An 18,452-nucleotide genomic window follows, 5' to 3' on the forward strand; every position below is an offset into this window, starting at 1 on the left:
ACATACGTATCAGCCTATAATACATAGAGCTGCCGCGGGTGGACATAATGCATCAATATTTGATGAAATTGCCATGGACTCTAAATAATATGTAATACGCGTAATTGAAGCTGTCTTTAAGGCAGCTTCTTTTTTTTACGGATTTTTTTTCTTTCCAATAGATGATTTTTGTCACTTTTCTATATTTTTTGGGTTTAATTTTTTTTGTTGAGATTAATTTTACATAACTTCAACTTGTGTTTTTGGGTTTAGTTGGTTGAATTTTTAAAATAACGGGCAGAATTTCCGTTATAATATTATTAATCCAATTAAATACTACTCTTTTTTAATGCTTATCTAGCATTTCTATATTCACTTGTTGTGGGGTGAGGTCTTTTGACACATTATCTGTCATTTTCAAGAGTACTATTTTATTAAAATGATAGAAAATTAATGTAAAAAAACCTTTATTATGGATGGTTGTGTTCCTTTTTACCACAATTTGTGCGCTAGCACAGGAACAGCCTCAAGTGGACATCGGCGGAGCCGTACGTTTCAATTACAATTATTCTACCTGGAAACAGGGACAAAAAAATCGGGGAGGAGATTTCGGATATGATATATTCCGAATAAATACGAAAGCTGCTTACAAAGGTATTGATCTGGATGCTGAGTATCGGGTGATGACAATTAGTGCTGGTGGTGGTGTGTTAAAACATGGCATAATGGGCTATGCGCTGAATAAAAAGGATAAAATCCAACTCGGCCTATTGCCTATTCCTTTTGGAAATACGCCCGCAAATTCGAGCTCATTTTTTATGAGCATGAACTTTTTCTTAGGGCTGGAGGATAGCTACAATATGGGGGCAAACTATAGACATATTGGTGATAAAATAGACTTTAGCTTTGCTTTCTTTAAGAATCCACTGGTGCAGGATTATGGCAATAATAGCGACCTTTCGCCTAAGCGTTATGGTTATGATGTCGGTTCTATTGATGTTGATGGTGATGGAAAGATGTCTTTCCGTAATAAAAAAATTAATCAGATAAACGGAAAGGTGGATTATAAGTTTGGGGATGATAATCTAAAAGTGAAATTGGGCTTATCTGCGCAGTATGGTGGTTTGTATAATTTGGAAACCGAAAAGACAGGGGATCATTATGCTACTGCTGTTCAGGGTATGATGGACTGGGGTAAGCTGGGGCTCAAAGCACAGTATACGATGTATAAATATAACACGAAAGCGCCTGCAACTGAATCGAAAGATATGGTTGCTATGGTGGGCTTTGGTGGGGCTTATTTAATTGCTGCCGAGGCGGATACGTATACATTTGGACTCTCTTATACCGTTCCGGTCAACTGGAAGCCGATTTCGCAATTGTGCTTTTATAATGATTATGCCTTTATGAATAAAAAGGTGTCTGGTTTTAAAAGCTCACAGATGAATGTTACTGGGCTGTCTTTTTCCGCCGGACCAATATTAACGTATATCGATTTTGCCGCTGGAAAAAGCCAGTCTAATTTTGGATATGAATCTATTTATGCTTTAAGTAATGGTACAGGCCAGGATAAGTGGCAAACACGCTTTAATATTAATATCGGGTATTATTTTTAAACCTTAAAAAACGGGGTAGTACTTATAATAAACATATTGTTGTACAATAGGATAAAACAATTGCTAAAAATATTAGTAATTGTTTTATTTTTGTGGGTACTTATGCTTTACTTTTTAGTAGGGCTAAGCAAAAAACAATTTGTTATGTTACTCAATGTACACAGTTATTATAGTTTACGTTATGGCACCTATAGTTTAGAGGAGCTAATGGATGAAATGGTTTCCTATGGTTATGATACCGCTGTGCTTACCGATATAAACAACAGCAGTGGATCTTTGGATTTTATCCGTAAGGGACAGGAGAAGGGGTTAAATCCCTTGGCTGGAATGGAGTTTCGTGAGGGCGATATATTTCATTTTGTGGCTATCGCCCGAAATGAAAGGGGGTTTGAGGAGATTAATGCTTACCGTACCGCACTTAATATGGAGGGGCTTACCCTGCCAGAGCGGGCACCGGAGTTTAAGGATGTCTTTATTGTGTACCCTTTTGAAAAGATGGGCTGTTTTGCGTTGCGCGATTATGAATACATTGGGGTTCGTCCGGAGGAATGCAGCAGGGCTGTTTTGTTGGGTACTACGGCATTAGCGCGTTGTGTGGTGCTGGCTCCCGTGAGTTTTAGACGCGACGATTATACCTTCCACAAGCAGTTAAGGGCGGTAGATCATAACGTATTGATTTCGCAGCTATCGCTTACTCAGGTTGCCACTGTTATGGAGCATTTTATCCCTAGAGCACAGCTTATGTTGCTGTACAAGGCCTTGCCTCAGGTTTTGCAGAATACATATCGGTTATTTATGCAGTGTAGCTTTACAATGGATTTTACTGCTGCAAAAAATAAGGCCAGCTTTACCGGGAGCCATTATAGTGATAAAGCGTTATTACTTAAACATGTGATGAATGGGTTTGCTAATCGGTATGCAAAAACGGATATGGTGGCCCAGCAGCGTATTCAACGGGAGCTGGAGGTGATTGAAAATCAACATTTCGCTAGTTACTTTTTGATTACAGATGATATCTGCCGTTATGCGCGGAATAAGGATTTTTACTATGTAGGGCGTGGCTCTGGTGCTAATTCTGCGGTGGCTTATTGCTTGGGCATTACGGATGTTGACCCGATTGCATTGAATTTGCCTTTCGAGCGTTTCTTAAACCCTAAACGCAAGAGTTCGCCAGATTTTGATGTCGATTTTAGCTGGCGCGATAGAGATGATGTGTACGATTATATTTTTAAACGTTACCAACCGGGGCATACGGCACTTATGGGGGCCATGAGCACCTTCCGGTCGCGTAGTATCTTGCGGGAGTTGGGCAAGGTGTATGGTTTGCCGAAGGCAGAGATCGACCGTTTGCTGCACGAACCGGATAATATGTTAAATAAAAATGAGGTTATAGATACGATTTTAAGTGTGTATAACCGTATGGAGGATTTTCCAAATCAGCGTACTATTCATGCTTCGGGGGTGCTGATTGCTGAGCAGCCTTTGACGCTGTACTCGGCATTGGATAAACCGCCAAAGGGCTTGCCAACGGTGCAGTTTGATATGTATACGGCCGAGGATATAGGTTTCGAAAAATTTGATATCCTTTCGCAACGGGGTATCGGGCATATTAAAGATTGCCAGCAATTGGTGCTGCAGAATAAAGGGCTGTCTATTGATCTGGAGAACCCTAAACGATTTTTTAATGACCCACATATTGCGGATCAGTTGCGATCGGCTAATACTATAGGTTGTTTTTATATTGAAAGCCCTGCAATGCGGCAGCTGATTACGAAGCTGCGCTGCGACAATTACTTGACGCTGGTGGCGGCTTCTTCGATTATACGCCCGGGGGTTGCTAGTAGTGGTATGATGGCGGAGTTTATTAAACGACACCATAATCCTGGTGCGGTAACATATCCGCATCCGGTGTTTAAGGAGCAGCTGTCGGAGACGTATGGGGTGATGGTGTATCAGGAGGATGTTATGAAAATTGCGCATGCTTATGGCGGATTGGATATGGCGGATGCGGATGTGCTTCGGCGCATGATGTCGGGAAAATACCGCAATAAGAAACATTTGGTTGAAATTGAGGATAAGTATTTTGATAATTGTAAGGCTAAAGGTTATGACCTTAAGGTGAGCCGTGAAATATGGCGACAGATGGAAAGTTTTGCCGGTTATTCGTTTAATAAAGCGCATTCGGCATCGTATGCTGTAGAGAGTTATCAAAGTCTTTTTCTGAAGACATATTATCCCCTGGAGTTTATGGTGAGTGTGTTAAATAATTATGGGGGCTTTTATAGCCGTAAGGTGTATGTGAATGAGGCTCGTCTGGCTGGAGCAAATATTTGTTTGCCTTGTGTGAACCATTCGGTTTATAGCACTTGTATCGAGGGGGTTGATATTTACTTGGGCTTTGATGAGGTACTGCACCTGGAAAAGGCTTTGGCCTCGAGTATTGAAACCGAGCGACAGGCTAATGGTCTGTTTACGGGGTTGGAGAATTTTGTCGCCCGAACGGGGGCGGGCATAGAGCAGTTGCTCATTCTGATCCGTGTAGGGGCGTTTCGTTTTTTGAATATCGGAAAGAAGGAGTTGTTATGGCATGCGCATCTATTGGTTAGCAAAAAGCAGCAGCATAATAGCGGCAATATGCTTTTTCAATCGGATATACATATTCCTGTTCTTCCGCAACTGGAACAGCATAATACGGAAGATTATTACGACGAAATAGAGCTGTTGGGCTTTTGTGTTTCAGGGTCTATGTTTGATTTGGCAAAAAGTTCGTATCGTGGGGATGTTATGGCGAAGGATTTGCTGACCAAAGCGGGGCAGGTGGTTCGTATGGTGGGCGATTTTGTGGCCGAAAAATATGTGCGTACAAAAAAAGGGGAGCTCATGAAATTCGGAACTTTTTTTGACTGTGAGGGGGTATTTTTTGATACGGTACATTTCCCCCCGTCTTTGGCCGAGTTTCCTTTGCGTGGTGCAGGCGTTTACCTTATCGAAGGGAAGGTTACCGTAGCTTATGGTTGCGCTGCACTGGAGGTGATACGTTGTGCCAAGATGCCTTTAAAGGTTGATCCGCGCAGCGAGTAAACATACAAGAGTCGGCATGTACATGTGCTGTATCATGCCGACTCTTGTATGTTGCGGTTATTTGTATAGGATCTCTGTTAGGACTTTTTTAATCGAACAATGTGGTCTACTCTTGCCATAAAATAAATCGATAATAAGGTCACCACAACGAGTACATAACCGACGATATTATAATGCTCCAAGGGGCTATTCTTATCCTGCTGATGTACAATAAGTCCGGCGATTACGGCTGCAATACCTCCGGCAATCTGCTGTAAGGAGGCGTTGACGCTCATAAAGGCGCCTCGATCGGCTGCATCTGGCACTGCAGATGTTAATGCCGATGCTGGTACAGAGCGGCTAAGGATACCGATCATCATACATACGTTGGTCAGCAATACCAGGTAAAATGGCGTGGCCGAAAGGTTGGTATAGATAATACAGACGACAGAAAGCCATATTGCAGCGATGCTGAATAAACGAAGTTTACTAACGCTATCGCTGATTTTACCGACTATAGGCATAATCACTAAGGCTGAAATACCCGATACCATAAATAAGGTAGGCAGTTGCTCGGTTGCTACTTTAAGGTTATTAACAGCGAATATTGTGCCGTAAGGCATCATCATAAAACCGCCGATTGAAAGCATGGCTGTCGTCATGAACCCGATTCGGTAATTTTTATTTTTAATTGTATTCCATAAGTGTGTAAATACATTCTTTTCTTGCTGCAGTGCCAAATGCTCGCGTACAGGTTTTAGCTTCCAGGCGATTAGTATAGCAATAAGCAAGGCAAGGATGGCAATAAGGAAAAATGGCGCCTCCCAACCCCATAGGTTGGCGAGGTATATACCTATAGGAATACCCAATACCTGAGAGGCACCAAAGCCCATTTGTACGAAGCCCATAACACGACCTCTCTTTTCTAATACAAATAAATCGGTAATAATCGCTAAAGAGATCGAGCCTATAACGCCGCCAAATAGTCCGGTTACAATACGCGCCGCCACTAGACTATAAAAATCGTTGGCGATACCGCAGAGTGCTGTCCCTATAATAAAGCCGATGTAAAAAAATAATAACAGTTTTTTACGGTCATACTTGTCGGCAAAGCCTGCGGTCAGCAATCCAGAAATCCCTGCACTAAAGGCATAGGCAGAAACGACAATTCCAAATTTCGAGGCCTCCATATCGATAGATTTTACCAGTAAATCACCTAATGGCGACATAACCATAAAGTCTAGGATAACGGTGAATTGTGTGATGGCAAGAATAAAGATAACGAGCTTTTCGTAACCTGTAAAAGATAGTTTTTGCTTGAGTTCCATGTGTTTGTGTCAGAAAAATGCAGCGCAATATTAATGAATATTATTTGTTTTATAGCGCAGTATGGTATCAATATTTTTGCGAAACGGTGAAAATAAGGTATAGGTAGGAATAAATAGAAGATAAAACGTCGCTTTTGCAGGGCTGCCAGTTTGAAAAATAATATTTGCTAAAAACGTAACAGTATAGACAATTATTCTACTAATATGCTATTAATATAAAATAAAGAAAAAATAGGGTGGAATATAGTATTGAAAATCAGAATATAGGGCTTACAAAATTTATAAAACGGTTGTTTCTGATTGCGTTATCTTTTATCGGTGCTTACGTTATACCGCTGGTTTTTCTGCCTTACTCGGGCTACTGGCAGCGCTATGAGCGCATGTCGACGCAGGAGCTGTTGCTGGATGTAGGGTATAACTTGCTGATAGCTGTGGCACAGGTGGAGATCAGTATTGCTATCGATAATTTCCTTAATAAGAAAATGCCCTGGACGGCAAAACCCATTACGCGTTTGGTTGTACAAACGCTTATGCAGGTGTTTGCTATGCTGTTGATGCTGATTATCGTTGCTGTAGCTGTCCTTGCTTTTAGGGGCGATAGCTTTGTTAGTACCGGTACCGAGGTGGTGGACATACGCCAGAGTTTATACTTGTTGCTTGCTTTTGTTGGTGTCGCTTTAATGATTAGTGCACTGAATACGGGTAGCTATCTGCTCGATAGTTGGAAGGCAGAAACTATTAGGGCCGCGGTTTATAAAGTTAAAGATGCCGAAAATAAACAGCTCTTGGTCGAAGCTGAACTCGAGGCTTTAAAGTTGCAGCTGGATCCTCACTTTGTCTTTAATAATTTAAGTGTGCTTTCGGAACTAATTTTAAAGGATCAGCAGATGGGGTATCGGTATACGGAGAATTTTGCTAAGGTATACCGTTATCTGCTTACAAATGCAAAAAAACCTTTGATAACGCTACGCGAGGAGCTCCAGTTTATGGAGGCGTATATTTACCTGGTACAGCATAGAATGGGGGCAGGGGTTGCCTTTACGTTGGCGATAGATGAGGCGCAGCGGAATCTTTTAATTCCACCGGTTACATTACAGCTGTTTATAGAAAATGCGGTTAAATATAACCGTACCGACGAGGAGGAACCTCTGCAGGTAGTAATTCGTTCAGCAGGGCCTGATAGCGTGGAGGTAAGCAACAATAGATTACCCCTAGTCTATCCACCGCGTTCTACGGGGCTGGGCCTGCGTAATATTATGGGGCGTTATGCTTTACTGACCGAAAGAAAGGTTGAAATAGTGGAGCGTAATGATTTTTTTGCCGTAACAATACCTTTGCTTTAATGGCTATAAGAGAGAATATAGAATGAATTGGATAAAAAAAATAGTTATTCTGGAGGACGAAGAATTGAATGCGGAACGTATTCAACGTTTGCTGCTGGAACTGCGCCCTACCTTTGAAATCGCTGCGGTGCTACCGAGCGTAAAAAAGACCTTGGCTTGGTTTGCCGAACATAAAGAACCGGATTTACTAATCATGGATATACAGCTCAACGATGGCTTAAGTTTTGAAGTTTTTACGAAGCTTACAATCGCTTGTCCGGTGATTTTTACGACAGCATATGACGAGTATGCCGTTCAGGCGTTTAAATATAATAGTCTGGACTACCTGCTGAAGCCGGTTGATAAGAATGATCTCTTGGCTGCAATACAAAAGTTTGAGGCTAATAATCTACCGGCGTTGGAGCTGCAGCAACAGCAACAGCTTATGGAACAACTGCTGACTTATATGCAGCCGAAAACGTATAGAAGTCGTTTTCTGCTGCCTTATCGCGACGGTTTTAAAAAGGTAAATGTTGTGGATATAGCTTTTTTTAGCACCCAGACGAACGTAACCTTTGCTAATCTATTTTCGGGCGAAAAGGTTATCGTTTCGCAGACGCTGGAGCTCCTGGAGCAGGAGCTTGATCCGGCGGTTTTCTTTAGAGCCAACCGACAGTATATTGTGCATGTAAATGCGATAACAAAAATTCATAATTATTTCCATGGCAAGTTAAAGCTGGATGTTGTAGGCTATAAGAATGAGGAGATTGTGGTTAGCAAAGCTAAAGCGACGACCTTAAAGAAATGGTTAGATTTTTAGACCTCCATGGCGGCGAGGACTAGCGCTAAATTAGAAACAGATTATAATTTCGCTATTTATGGATTAGTTTTTTCTAATTTTAAAGCAGCGATTTGATAGCTTTTTGAAAAACTCTTACTTTCGTTTATTGTATTGTATTAATTGATAACGAACTGCAGAGTAATGAATTTAGGAACACAAGAAGTATTATTAATCGTAGTGGTTATACTGCTGTTATTTGGAGGTAAAAAATTGCCAGAACTAGCTAGAGGTTTAGGCCGGGGTATCCGTGAATTTAAAGACGCCTCGGAAGGTGTCAAAAATGAAATCTCCAAAGAGATTGCCAGTATAGAGAAATCGGCCACAAAATCTGAAGCCGTGTCTGCGTCTGCTGCACCAACAACAACGGAATCCGTAGAACCAGTAACGGTTAAAACGGAAGCACAGGCTTAAGGAATTTTATTTTTATTAAGAGAGGTAGACAGGTTATCGCATAGCCTGTCTTTTTTTTTACAAAAAATCTGTATAAAAAAAAGGTTTTCAAACGGGGAGAATGAAAACCTTTTATAACCAATTATAAACCTAAATTATGATAGTACAAATATAGTGTACATTTTACACTAACGCAAATTTTTGTACACTATATTTGGTATTCTTTTGAAACTTGTAGTTATACCTCTACGCTAGTTTTGCTACCTTAAATTCGGGTTAACCTGTGTTTCCTTAAATGGAATAGGCAAGTGATAGGCGTTATCAAATGGCTGAAGTTCCATTTTGTCTTCTGGAATAGCTAAATCGGCCGGAATACGTTGAATAGTTAAGCCCAGTCTTTTTAGGTCAAAATAGCGGTGCCCCTCAAAGGCTAGTTCTATATACCTTTCCTTTACAATGTCATCGATACCGATGTTATGGGCAATTTCATCGACCTCCCGTGCTGCACGCAGGGTATTCAACGCTTCGTTTGCTAAGGCCTGCCGATTGCTTTTCAACGCTGCTTCGGCACGTATCAGGTACATTTCTGCGGCGCGGAATACTTTGACATCATTAATAGTATGCGCATAAACATTACCGGGATACTTCAATATCGGGCTGCTATCTTCGTCTTCATCCTCATCCTCGTTCGCATTATCCGGCTGTTCCAAGAATAAATCTTTACGTATACCCACATCTTGCTGAGCAAAATCACTCAGCTTGTGCGACGGATGAAAAAGAATCTTACCAGCGCCATAGTTAAACCATAACGTATTTGGCCGTATTGCATTTGCGTGGTTACGTTTTAAGCGAAAGATAACTTCCGCATTATCCTTATCTTGCCAGATATCCATATAATTATCCGCAGAGGTTAGGTTATGCTGCTGTAGAGCCAGTTCAGCATACTGTGCCGCCTCGCTGTAGGCTTTTTTGTACAGCAATAAACGAGCGGCAAAAGCATGTAAAGCAGCGCGGTTAAGTCGATAATCTACTGTTGGTAAATCTTCGGCTTGCAAAGCCTGTTGCAAATCTGCCCAAGCTAACGTATAAAATTCCGTTTGTGTCGCCTTGGAAGGTTTCGCACGGAGGTTCACCTGTGTAATATAAGGCACGGCCGTACCATCCTGGCTGTCGTTGTATTTTCCGAATATTTGATAAATACCGAAATGTACAAAACTCCTAAGGCCTAATAATTCGGCCTTCAGCTGTTTAATTTTTTTGCTGTCGCCAGCAGCATCCGTTGGCACACGGTTTATATTCTCCAAAAGTAGGTTAATACGATATACAGTTTCATAGCCACATTTCCAAGCATTGAATAGCACGTCATCCTCCGACGAGTATGTCCATCTATAAAAGTTTGTTGCGAAGCTGTTAACACCACTGTTGTCATTGTCCAGGCGCAATTCGTCGGCCATGGCGCCAGCAACAAGAAGGTTATGCTCGTATTCCAAGCCTGCGTAAACACCCATTACGGCAGCCTCAAAGTTAGCTATATTCGCAAACACCTGCTCGTCGACTAAATTGTCTTTCGGGTGTAGGTCTAAGGTTTTATTGCAAGCTGTAAAGTGGATTAAAAAAAATGCTGCAATAACATGTAATAAAAAGCGTAGATTTCTAGCGGTCATTATATTAGAATTTTAAGTTAACACCAAACGTGAAGGTCCGAGGCAGGGGGTATTCATATTGATACCAATTGTTGTCATCTTCCGGATCCTGTCCTTTCCATGGCGTCCATGTAATTAAGTTTTGTCCCATTGCAAATACACTAAGCTCCCGGTAGTATTTCCCTAACGCTTTTATTTGCGGCAGCTTATAGTTCACCTGTAAACTACGCAGTTTAATGTAATCTGCAGATTGAAGCTCTCGGTCGGTCATAAAACGGGCATACTTAGGCGAAGGGTTGCTACTATTATCGCCCGGGTTTTGCCAGAAGTCCAGCATAGACCTCGACTGGTTGTAGATGCGGTGGTTGCCATCTGCGGCAGTGCGGTACAATTCGCCCGTATTTAAACGATACATCCCTTTTATATACGTGAATAGTGCACTTACCGATAGGTTTTTATACCCCAGCTGTGCAGTAAAACCACCTTTTAATGGCGGGTCAAAGGAGCCTTTCACCAACACCGCATTTTCAGGGTCAAAAACATCGGTGGTATTTCCATCTGCATCGAGATACAAAGGAGCACCGGATTGCGGGTCTACACCAGCCCAGCGCACCATATAAAAGTGCCCCAGTTGATGCCCCACACGGTGGATGGAATAGTCCTCGGTAACAATCTCCTCCTCATCGCCCAAGCTTAAGATGCGGTTTTTATTATAAGCAGCATTTATCCCTAAACGAAAATTGAAATCCTTCTGCCGTATAATATCCGCTGTTAAGCGCAATTCAACACCGCGGTTTCTTATTTTACCCATATTGTCGGCAATAGATTCGAAACCACTGGTTAGCGAAAGATTTCTATCTACAAATAAGTTGCTTGTAACGCGGTTGTAATAGTCTACCTCGGCAACTAAGCGATTATTCAAGAAGCCCAATTCTAAACCGATATCAGCCACGTTATTCATCTCCCAGTTGTAGAATGGATTTCCTGGGCTTACAGGCACGAGCGCATGCTGCCCGGCATACTGCGATACAGCATACAACCTGCGGTAACCGAAGTCGCTCGCAAAACCCGCCGCATTTCCGGTAAGCCCGTAGCTGGCACGAAGGCGCGCCAGGCTAAATATGCCCAGATCTTTTACAAATTGCTCTTCGCCGAGGTTCCATGAACTACCGAAAGCGTAGAAGAATTTATTGCGATTCGCGACAGGCACACGCGATGAACCGTCGTGCCGTAAACTGGCGGTAAACGTAAACCTGTTGCCATAGGAATAGCGCAACAACCCAATCTGTGATAGCAGTACGTTTTCGGATGCGCCGCCTTCAATTGTGGGAATAAGGTTATTATCCGTACTACCAGGTGTAATGCCTGCAGGGCTATTGTGTAATCCCGGAATAAGGCCATAACCTGTAAAACCATAGTTGTCCAACCTGGTCTTGTTGATTTCTGCCAACCCAATTAACTCCATAAAGTGCTTATTCCAATTTTTGCTGTAGTTAAAGCCGATATTGGATAATAGGCTGAAGTAATGGTTTGTTTGCTGGGTATAAGACCCGCGTTCCCCTTGCTCTACCAAGGAACCAAAATACGTGTCGGGCAGGATGATATGTTTATGGTTTATCTGTTGAAAATCTATACCCGATGTACTGGTAAGTTTAAGGTCGTCGGTGATTTTATAGCTGAAGTTTCCAGAAATAACCGATTTATACTGCCTTTCTCTACGGCTTACATCTTGATACATGCTTAAGGCGTTGGAACCAAAGCGATTGGGGCCGGTCTGCAGCTTTCCATCGCTGCCGTAGGGGCGTTCATAGGGTAGGGCGAAGTACAGGGAGGCTACAGGGTTGGTTTCGCTGACATCAAAATCCGACTCAGAAATTTTATTGTCTGTGGTGGCTAAACTTACATTTACACCCATCGAAAAGCGATCCGATTGGTAGGAAATATTGTTATTCAAGTTTATGCGCTCTAATCCCGAGTTATAGAGTACCCCCTGTTGGTTAAAGTAGGATAGCGACGAGAATACCTGTAGGTTTTCCTTACCCGCAGAGAGGTTAATATCATGCGATTGTGTGCGCCCCTTGCGGAGTAATATTTTACGCCAGTCGTTGTTTACCGTACGTAAGTCGTTTAACGCTGCCTCGCCAGCCGCGAAATCCTCCGCTGTTTTTGGCAGCAGTGCGCCATTAACCAGCTTGTTGGGGTTATTTTTGGAGAACGCCCATCCCGGGAAATTCGGATCCTGCAGCTTTTCTTCAAACGCTAAACGCTCGTCGGTATTCATCATATCCCATTTGCTGTTGTTTACCTTAGCAAAACCCTGCTGCCCTGTATAGCTGATGCGTGCTTTACCATCTTCCCAGGCGGTACCTTTTTTGGAGGTGATAACAACGACACCATTGGCACCACGGGAGCCATATTGTGCGGTGGCCGCCGCATCTTTAAGCACGGTAATATGCTCAAAATTCTGTGGGTTTAGGGTCGCAAACGATCCATCGGAAATGGGGATACCATCTAATATATATAAAGGCGAGGAGTTTTCATCCTGGATAGAGCCTATACCGCGTAAAGTAACCCGGCCGGCTGCTCCGGGCTGCCCCGACGGCGACGCGACATACAAGCCAGGTATCTGGCCCTGCAGGGCTTGGTCAAAGGAGCTTACAGGCATTCTGGCGATGCTATTTCCTTCAATGGTGCTAATAGAACCGGTGGTATGCACGCGCGACTGTTTGGTATAACCCGTAATAACAACTTCGCTCAGTTCTTTGTTTTCGCTAGCTAGGTTGATGGTCCATTCTGCTTGCTGGTTGTTAATTTTCAGCGTCTGGGTCTGGTAGCCCATCATGCTTACCATAAGGTTAACGAAATCCTTATCCAATGGAATAGAAACCTTTCCATTGCTGTCGGTTACATAGGACTGCGCATTTAACGGGTTTACGAGCACCGCACCGGGAATAATTTTCTGGTTTTTTTGGTCTGTGACGGTAACGGTAATTGTTTTTTGCTGTGCATGAACGAGCAGGGGTGACCCTGATACTAGCAATAAGCACATACTTAAAATACTTTTTCGACGCATGTAATATCTGATATTTTAATGGTTTAAGGCCTATCCCTAAACCATTTCAAATGTATAGATGCGGTATTAGAAAAGAATTTTATAGAGTTTAATAACCCATTAGAAAGGCATTAGTTTTTTCTAATGTCTTAGTCTAGGGCCTACTATTTATGTGTTTTTTTCTTTTTTGATATATGGCAAACGTACCGTTACAATGGTACCTTTATTTAACTCGGATTCTATCCTTAACTGACCTTTATGCAGGTTGATGATTTTCTGTGACATCGACAGCCCCAGGCCATAGCCTTCCTGGGATAAGGCATTTTTTGCTCTGTAAAATGGCGTGAGCACTTTATGGATATCTTGCTTCTGTATACCAATACCCTGATCGACGACCTCTATTAAAACAGCGTTATCTTGCAGTATTAACCGGATATTTATTTCCTCGTAATTGGAGAATTTACCGGCATTATGAATCAGGTTGGATAAGGCTATTTTTAGCAAATTAGGGTTTCCATTTACATAGATATTGCCGAGTCCTTGCGGGGCATCGATATCCAGGGCTGCCTGTATCTGCGGTTTCGTATGGAGTATATCGTGTATACTCTCCCAGTAAAAGTCTTCAAACAGAAAGTCTTGGGTTTTTAACATTTGAAAATCTACTTGTGCTAAATCCAGTAGATTATGGATTAAATCGTCTATACGGTTGCAGTTGAGTACAATATCTTGAAGTACCTCCCTGTATTCGAGGATAGATCTTTTTTTGCGGAGGGTAATTTCTGCATTGCCCATAATAACGGCAATAGGGGTTTTAAGCTCATGGGATGCATTGGAAATAAAGGATTGCTGCGTTTCAAATGTTTGCTGCAGGCGCTCAAAAACCTGATTTATAGTTTCTTTTAATGTTTCAATTTCATCATTTTTTACGCTGCGCAGCGGCAGGCGCTCATTCAGTTTGCTGGCTTCCACAAAACGCATATGGTTGATGATACTGTTGATGGGCGATAATATCCATCCGGCGAAGACATTGCCGAGAATAATGGTAATTGCGATAGCAAGTACAAAGCTGATAACCATGGCATACAACAGTTCCTGTAACGATTGCATACCATAAATATTTGCCGCTGAGGCAATAATGACAAAGTCGCCGGAGTTGTCTTTGTATAAAATACCTACGGCAGGAACCCGATCGCGCTCGAACTGCACTAAACCTTTTTGAATGATCTGGTCAATGACAGCACGCTCATATAAATAACCATCCTCCTTAATAAAAATAGGCTTGTATTGCATATCGTACACGCGAATACGTTCTGTGGGTAGCGTCCGGGGGTATTTTTTCAACACCTCCTGATACTCCTCCGTCGTAAAGTTGTCTGAAGCCAGGTAGGTATGGCCGATGGTATACGCGCGATCTTCCAGACGTTTGTAAAAACTGGCCTGAATATCTTTCGACACCAACAGGTAAATTGCCGTCATCACGACAATTAAAAGGGCTGCAAACAGCAGGGAGAACTGTAAAATTAGTTTTCTTTTTGTTTTCATTTAGTCTCTTTGAGAATATAGCCCATACCTATCGCGGTATGAATTAAGGGCGATGGGTGCCCCTTATCGATCTTCGTTCGTAGGTAATTAATATACACATCAATAAAGTTAGTGCCTCTATTGAAGCCTATTCCCCAAACGGCCTCCGCAATTTGCATACGCGACATCACGCGGTTTTTATTGATTAATAGGTACTCCAATAGAGCATACTCCTTTGCTGTCAGTGCAATTGGCTGTTCTGCCCGCGTGACACGCTTGGTGAAGCAGTCCATCACCAGATCATCCGCACTGTATTGAATCGCCGACAGGGTAGTTTGTCCGCGTCTGGACAAAGCTTTTATGCGTACCAGCAGCTCATCAAAATGAAAGGGCTTTGTAATATAGTCGTCTGCACCGGCATTAAAGCCCGATAGTTTATCTTCTATGGTCGCCAATGCGGTAAGCATAATAATTGGAATATTGGACTTAAAATTCCGTATCTTCTTGCACAGCTCCATACCATTTAATTCGGGCAGTATGCCATCGATAATGAGCAGGTCATAGTGGTTTTCTAAGGCTAATTTTAAACCCATTCTTCCATCGTAGGCTACCGTAATATGATGCCCAGCTTCTTCAAGTCCTTTTTTTATAAAATTCGATACGCGTGCATCATCTTCTACCAAAAGTATAATCATAATATTCGTTTTTCATAAGTATGCACGGCTAAAATCCCATTATTTTACGTAGCTTCGAAATAGGTTAGAAAAATCTAATATGGACTATAGGCTGTTAAACGGCTATTTCTGTCGCAATAGGGACTAAAAGATGTGCTATTTCGCCAATCGCCTATACTATGGGTATAATTGTATCGCTATTGCGCTGGGCATACACAGGCCGTATAGTTTTAAATTCATTAAAAGAAGATTAGAAAAAGAAAGCTTTAAAATGGCTTTTTTCTTATTATTGTAAAATAAAGATTTATTGTATTGAAAGATTATCTGCTGTTTTTGGATACCGAAACATCGGGAATTCCTTTGCGTTGGGATCGTAGTTATATGGACGACAGCAACTGGCCGCATGTGCTGCAGTTGGCCTGGAAGCTTTATGATATCGATCGTAGGGAGGTGAAGCAGTTTAATGCCTATATCTATGAACCCGAGGTGAGCATAGATGCCACCGCTACTCAGGTTCATGGCATAACGATAGATTTTTTGAGAACGCATGGCCTAAGGCGTAAGGAAACCTTGCGAAATTTAGCTTATATCATTAAGAAATATGACCCTATTATTATAGGCCATTTTATTGAGTTGGATACCTTGGTGCTTAGCGCCGAGTTTTACCGTTCCGGACTTCCGAACCCTTTTGTGGGGCGCGCTTTGTTTTGTACCATGCTGAATAGTAAAAACTATGTGGTAAACCCTTCCATAAAATTCCTACGCCTGCCACAATTGTATGAATTTCTTTTTAAAACCGAGCTTACAAAACACCATGAGGCAGCGCATGATGCGTGGGTTACCGCGCAATGTTTCTTTGAGCTTTGGGACCGACAGGAGATAACTGAAGAGACCCTCGACGAACAGCGGTTAAGTTTTAACCGTAAGTTCGATTTTTTGCAGATACCGATTAACAAGAAAACATCTTAACCTTATAACTTGACCATACTATGTACGAACTCTTACGAAAGACTAAGCCTTTTGACCTGCTTCCGGAAAGTGTATTGCAAAGTTTAACAGATGTACTAATACAGGTAACCTATCCTAGAGATACTTTAGCATACAGACAGGGCGTCACCGAATTGCAGGGTGTAGATATTATTGCGAAAGGAGAGTATGAAACATTCTTTTTTGATACCTCCGAAAATCGAAGATCGGTAGAAATCCATCAGGAGGGGTATTGCTTTGGTGGTATTTCGGTGTTGTTAAACCGCACGAAGGCGCTGAAATCGGTGATGGCAAAAAAAGGTACTGTTATTTATAAACTGCCTAGTAAAGATTTTATTGAGCTATGTAATAGCTATGAAGATTTTTTCCATTATTATACCATGGACTTCGGTACGCGGATGTTGGACGAGGAGTTTTCGCATTTCGTGAAAACACCGGCTTCTTTTGAGCAGAGTTATATTGCTGCCGAGCAGCTGTATTCCAGAAAAATCGATGGTATAGTGTATAAAGACATTGTATCCTGCCCAGCAGAAACGCCGATATTTGAAGCTGCACAGCATATGGCCGCTCAGAAGGTGAGCTGTCTTTTTGTTACCGATGATAGCGGTATCATTGGTTATGCTACGGATATCACGCTACGGGATAATGTTATCGCTAAGCAGGTGGATCCGAAGGCAGCCATTCGCTTGGTCATGGATAACCCTATTGTTAGCATTTCGCATCAGGCGTATTTGTATGAGGCTGTATTGATGATGTTTCGCACCAAAACCCGCTATTTGTTGGTCGAGAAGGATGGTAAGTATGTGGGGTTTTTAAGTCGCAACAGGCTGCTGGCCGAGCAGGCTCAGTCGCCTTTGGTATTTATACAGTCAGTAAAGCTTGCTGAAAGTATTGGCGAACTGCAGCAGAAGTGGAAGTATGTGCCTGATATTATCAATCAGCTTTTGGGCCGCGGTGTGCATGGAAAAATTGCCAATCAGGTGATTACTACCATTGCAGATACGATCGCTGTCAAGGTTATCGAGAAGGTTATTCGCGAACTGGGGCCGCCGCCGGCAAAATTTGTGTTTATGGTTACGGGAAGTGAGGGGCGGAAGGAGCAGACTTTAAAAACAGATCAGGATAATGCCATTATATATGAGGATAAAGCCAATGAACAGCGTGAGCTCGTACGTGCTTATTTTTTAAAGTTTGCCACGCAGGTATCGGATCAGCTTAATGCTATAGGTATTGTGTATTGTACGGGTGGCTATATGGCTAGCAACCCCAATTGGACGCACTCCCTCTCGCATTGGAAGCGTAATTATAAAAATTGGATTGATGAAACGGTTCCGGAAAATGCCATTAAGTTTTCAACGTTTTTTGACTGTAGAATGCTGTATGGTGATGCTGCAATTATCCACGAATTAAAGGCCTTCCTGCAGCAGGAATTGCAAAAACCGAACGAGCGCTTCTTTGCTTTTATCGCTAAAAATGCGTTGCAGTATGAGCCGCCACTAACGTTTTTTAATACCATTAAAACGCAGACAATCGGTAAAACGGAGGTCTTTAATATCAAAAATGCCATGACACCTATCGTAGACTTGGTGCGTGCTTATGCCTTAAAGAACACGATCTTCGAAGAAAATACCGGCGAGCGGTTGCGCAAATTAATGGAATTGGCTGTATTTACCGAGGCGCAATATGAAGAGTTGTATCAGTCGTATTATTACTTAATGGCGCTGCGCCTGAAAAGCCAAGCCAACCAAATTATTGGCGAGAAGGTCGAGCCTGACAATATGATTCGTATCGATTCGCTGACAAAAATTGAAAAAGCTACACTTAAAGAAATATTTAAAACTATTCATAATTTTCAGTTGGGCATCAAACAACGTTTTACACGAGAAATTTAGACGTATAGTTGCTGTTGATTTTTAAAACCTCCGTGCAAATGCAAAAAATAATTGCCTATATACAGATTTAATTTCTTACCTTTGCCGTTTTTGTGTTTTAAATTTAAGCAGAAGTAACATTATTTTATATAGTTGGCATAGCTAGGA

At 42.1% G+C, this 18,452-nt stretch carries 12 protein-coding genes; 7 read left to right on the forward strand and 5 right to left on the reverse strand.

The window, feature by feature from the left end:
• Positions 1–455: 455 nt before the first annotated feature.
• Together ACL9RF_RS04465 and ACL9RF_RS04470 are read left to right on the forward strand one after the other, a co-directional pair.
• Positions 456–1,595, forward strand: coding sequence for a hypothetical protein (locus tag ACL9RF_RS04465; protein ID WP_422799389.1), 1,140 nt, complete (start codon positions 456–458; stop codon positions 1,593–1,595).
• A 144-nt stretch (positions 1,596–1,739) separates the two neighbouring features.
• Positions 1,740–4,676 (forward strand): DNA polymerase III subunit alpha, encoded by a 2,937-nt coding sequence (locus tag ACL9RF_RS04470; RefSeq protein WP_422799390.1) that lies wholly within the window; start codon positions 1,740–1,742, stop codon positions 4,674–4,676.
• 77 nt (positions 4,677–4,753) lie between these two features.
• Here ACL9RF_RS04470 and ACL9RF_RS04475 read toward each other — a convergent pair whose 3' ends face one another.
• Entirely contained in the window at positions 4,754–5,983 is a 1,230-nt protein-coding gene (locus tag ACL9RF_RS04475) for an MFS transporter (RefSeq protein WP_422799391.1), read from the reverse strand.
• 236 nt (positions 5,984–6,219) lie between these two features.
• Here ACL9RF_RS04475 and ACL9RF_RS04480 point away from each other — a divergent pair, with 236 nt between their 5' ends.
• The 3 genes from ACL9RF_RS04480 (at position 6,220) to ACL9RF_RS04490 (ending at position 8,557) form a co-directional block, all read left to right on the forward strand.
• Positions 6,220–7,326, forward strand: a complete 1,107-nt coding sequence (locus ACL9RF_RS04480) for a sensor histidine kinase (protein WP_422799392.1) — start codon at positions 6,220–6,222, stop codon at positions 7,324–7,326.
• A gap of 22 nt (positions 7,327–7,348) precedes the next feature.
• The gene (locus tag ACL9RF_RS04485) at positions 7,349–8,125 is read left to right on the forward strand and encodes a LytR/AlgR family response regulator transcription factor (RefSeq protein WP_422799393.1); all 777 of its coding nucleotides are present in this window, start codon (positions 7,349–7,351) and stop codon (positions 8,123–8,125) included.
• Between the two features lie 162 nt (positions 8,126–8,287).
• Positions 8,288–8,557: a Sec-independent protein translocase subunit TatA/TatB gene (locus ACL9RF_RS04490; protein ID WP_422799394.1), complete on the forward strand. Its 270-nt coding sequence runs from the start codon at positions 8,288–8,290 to the stop codon at positions 8,555–8,557.
• Positions 8,558–8,796: 239 nt separating this feature from the next.
• Here the strand turns inward: ACL9RF_RS04490 and ACL9RF_RS04495 are convergent, their stop codons facing one another.
• The 4 genes from ACL9RF_RS04495 to ACL9RF_RS04510 all read right to left on the reverse strand — a co-directional run bounded on the left by ACL9RF_RS04495 (position 8,797) and on the right by ACL9RF_RS04510 (position 15,447).
• Positions 8,797–10,200 (reverse strand): RagB/SusD family nutrient uptake outer membrane protein, encoded by a 1,404-nt coding sequence (locus ACL9RF_RS04495; protein WP_422799395.1) that lies wholly within the window; start codon positions 10,198–10,200, stop codon positions 8,797–8,799.
• A 4-nt stretch (positions 10,201–10,204) separates the two neighbouring features.
• Positions 10,205–13,228, reverse strand: coding sequence for a SusC/RagA family TonB-linked outer membrane protein (locus tag ACL9RF_RS04500; protein WP_422799396.1), 3,024 nt, complete (start codon positions 13,226–13,228; stop codon positions 10,205–10,207).
• Positions 13,229–13,399: 171 nt separating this feature from the next.
• On the reverse strand, positions 13,400–14,773 hold the full coding sequence (locus ACL9RF_RS04505) for an ATP-binding protein (RefSeq protein WP_422799397.1): 1,374 nt from the start codon (positions 14,771–14,773) through the stop codon (positions 13,400–13,402).
• Positions 14,770–15,447, reverse strand: coding sequence for a response regulator transcription factor (locus ACL9RF_RS04510; RefSeq protein WP_422799398.1), 678 nt, complete (start codon positions 15,445–15,447; stop codon positions 14,770–14,772). The genes ACL9RF_RS04505 and ACL9RF_RS04510 overlap by 4 nt, the downstream gene beginning before the upstream one ends.
• Positions 15,448–15,738: 291 nt before the next feature.
• Here ACL9RF_RS04510 and ACL9RF_RS04515 point away from each other — a divergent pair, with 291 nt between their 5' ends.
• Together ACL9RF_RS04515 and ACL9RF_RS04520 are read left to right on the forward strand one after the other, a co-directional pair.
• Positions 15,739–16,395 carry an exonuclease domain-containing protein gene (locus ACL9RF_RS04515; protein ID WP_422799399.1) on the forward strand — a complete coding sequence of 219 codons (657 nt, stop codon included), beginning with the start codon at positions 15,739–15,741 and terminating at the stop codon, positions 16,393–16,395.
• A gap of 20 nt (positions 16,396–16,415) precedes the next feature.
• Entirely contained in the window at positions 16,416–18,305 is a 1,890-nt protein-coding gene (locus ACL9RF_RS04520) for a DUF294 nucleotidyltransferase-like domain-containing protein (protein WP_422799400.1), read from the forward strand.
• The last annotated feature ends 147 nt before the right edge of the window (positions 18,306–18,452 follow it).

It is taken from the genome of Sphingobacterium sp. Mn56C (assembly GCF_049319645.1).
GTDB lineage: Bacteria > Bacteroidota > Bacteroidia > Sphingobacteriales > Sphingobacteriaceae > Sphingobacterium.